Source organism: Streptomyces capoamus (assembly GCF_014654935.1).
Taxonomy (GTDB): Bacteria; Actinomycetota; Actinomycetes; order Streptomycetales; family Streptomycetaceae; genus Streptomyces; species Streptomyces capoamus.
On record NZ_BNBF01000019.1, the window covers coordinates 101,743 to 104,175 of the forward strand.

Here is a 2,433-nt window from a genome sequence, read left to right on the forward strand (position 1 = left end):
CAAAAGATGAACCGGAGGAAACGGGTGGACGAAGGCGGCCCCCGGGGTCGATGGCCTCCGTGGGGCGTTCCGGGCCGATTTGTCGACCCGATGACCGCCGACTGTCGACTTGTCCCCAGGTCGAGAAGGGCACCTGTGGATAACTCCTGTGGATAACGTTCGTATGCAGGTACGACCGGGTCCGCGGCGGGCCGGGGCCCTGAGCGCGGCGGCTAGAACCGGCCGTCCTGGCAGCGCGCCACCCAGTCCGCCGCCGCGATGAACTCCTCGTCCGAGGTCCCGGGCGGTGTCGGCCCGGCCTCGCCCGGTGCGATCTCGGCGCGCGGATAGGACCCGAGGTAGCGCACCTGGAGGCAGATCCGCCGCAGCCCCATCAGCGCCTCCGCCATCCGCCGGTCGGTGATGTGGCCCTCGGCGTCGATGCAGAAGCAGTAGTTGCCGATGCCGGCGCCGGTCGGCCGGGACTGGAGCAGCATCAGGTTGATGCCCCGCGAGGCGAACTCGCCGAGCAGGTCGCGCAGGGCGCCGGGGTGGTCGTCGCGCTGCCACAGCACCACCGACGTCTTGTCGGCACCGGTCGGCGCGGCCGGCCGGGCCGGACGGCCCACCAGCACGAACCGGGTCTGCGCGTTCTCCGCGTCGTGGATCCCGGTCTCCAGCGCCTCCAGGCCGTACCGGGCGGCGGCGAACTCGCCCGCGAAAGCGGCGTCGTAGCGGCCCTCCTGGACCAGGCGGGCGGCGTCCGCGTTGGAGGCGGCCGACTCCCACAGGGCGTCCGGGAGGTGGGCGCGCAGCCAGTTGCGCACCTGGGGCTGGGCCGCCGGGTGGGCGGAGACCGTCTTGATGTCCGTGAGCTTCGTGCCGGGGCGGACCAGCAGGGCGAAGGTGATCGACAGCAGCACCTCGCGGTAGATCATCAGCGGTTCGCCGGCGACCAGCTCGTCCAGGGTGGTCGTGATGCCGCCCTCGACGGAGTTCTCGATCGGCACGAACGCGGCCTCGGCCTCGCCGGCCCGCACCGCGTCCAGCGCGGACTGCACCGACACGTAGGGGACCAGCTCCCGGGTGGCCGTCTCCGGGAGCGTCCGCAGGGCGACCTCGGTGAAGGTGCCCTCCGGGCCGAGATAGGCATAGCTCGCTGGCATGTCCCTCACCCTAATGGCCGTGGCGGGACCCGTCGCACGTGTCTCATGAATGCCACTCGACCGGGTGGTTTGAAAGGGCTTCAGCCCTCCAGAAGGCGCTGTCCCACGTACTCGCCCTCCGCCGCCCCGCCCGGCACCGCGAACAGGCCGCTGGCCTCGTGCCGGATGTACTTCGACAGCGCGTCGCCCCGGTCCAGCTTGCGCTGCACCGGTACGAAGCCGCGCAGCGGGTCCGCCTGCCAGCAGATGAAGAGGAGACCGGCGTCGGGGCTGCCGTCGGCGTCGATGCCGTCGTGGTAGGAGAACGGGCGCCGCAGCATGGCCGCGCCGCTGTTCCTGTCGGGCCGGGTGATGCGGGCGTGCGCGTTCAGCGGGACGACGTAGTCGCCGTTCGGACCCGTCTTCTCCAGGTCCATCGGAGTGGTCTCGCCGCCGCCGGACAGCGGCGCCCCGTCGGCCTTGCGGCGCCCGATGACCTGTTCCTGCGCGGCGGGCGACAGCTTCTCCCAGTCGTCCAGGAGCATGCGGATCCGGCGCACGACGGCGTAGGAGCCGTTCGCCATCCAGGCGGGCTCGCCCGAGGCGGGCACGAAGATCCGCCGGTCGAAGTCCGCGTCGGAGGGCTTGGGGTTGCGGGTGCCGTCGACCTGGCCCATGAGGTTGCGGGCCGTCATGGGATGGGCGGTGGCACCGGGACTGCGGTTGAAGCCGTTCATCTGCCAGCGCACCCGCGCGGCCGAGCCGGCGTCCTTCTGGACCGCGCGCAGGGCGTGGAAGGCGACCAGGGCGTCGTCGGCGCCGATCTGCACCCACAGGTCGCCGTCGCTGCGTGACCTGTCGAGCTGGTCGGAGGAGAAGTCCGGCAGCGGGTCGAGGGCGGACGGCCGCTGCTTCTCCAGGCCGGTCCGGCCGAAGAAACTGTGGCCGAAGCCGAAGGTGAGGGTCAGCGAGGACGGGCCCGCGTCCCGAGCCACACCGGTGTCATCGTGCGCGGCCGCCTCGCCCGCCATCAGCCGCTCGGCCGTCGCCGACCAGCGGCGCAGCAGGGCCGCCGCCTCCCTGCGGCCGGCGCCCGGCGCCAGGTCGAAGGCCACGAGGTGGCCGCACGCCTGGAGACCCTCGGTGATGCCGGGCTGATGTTTCCCGTGAAACATCGCCCGGCCCGAGCCCAGGGAGGTGAGCGGGGTGGCGGCGGCGGGCGCGGCGGCGTAGCCCACGGCCCCGCCGGCCGCGCCGAGGACGAGACCGGTGGCGCCGGCGGTGCCGAGCAGGGCGCGCCGGGAGATTC

The 2,433-nt window shown here is 72.8% G+C and carries 2 protein-coding genes; both read right to left on the bottom strand.

Translation table 11 applies throughout. The features are described from left to right. Positions 1 to 212 precede the first annotated feature (212 nt). Positions 213 to 1,145, bottom strand: coding sequence for a prephenate dehydratase (pheA, locus tag IE312_RS26930; RefSeq protein ID WP_189984912.1), 933 nt, complete (start codon positions 1,143 to 1,145; stop codon positions 213 to 215). Positions 1,146 to 1,225: 80 nt separating this feature from the next. Continuing rightward, the coding region (efeB, locus tag IE312_RS26935) for an iron uptake transporter deferrochelatase/peroxidase subunit (protein WP_229900475.1) at positions 1,226 to 2,433 on the bottom strand (1,208 nt) is incomplete at its 5' end.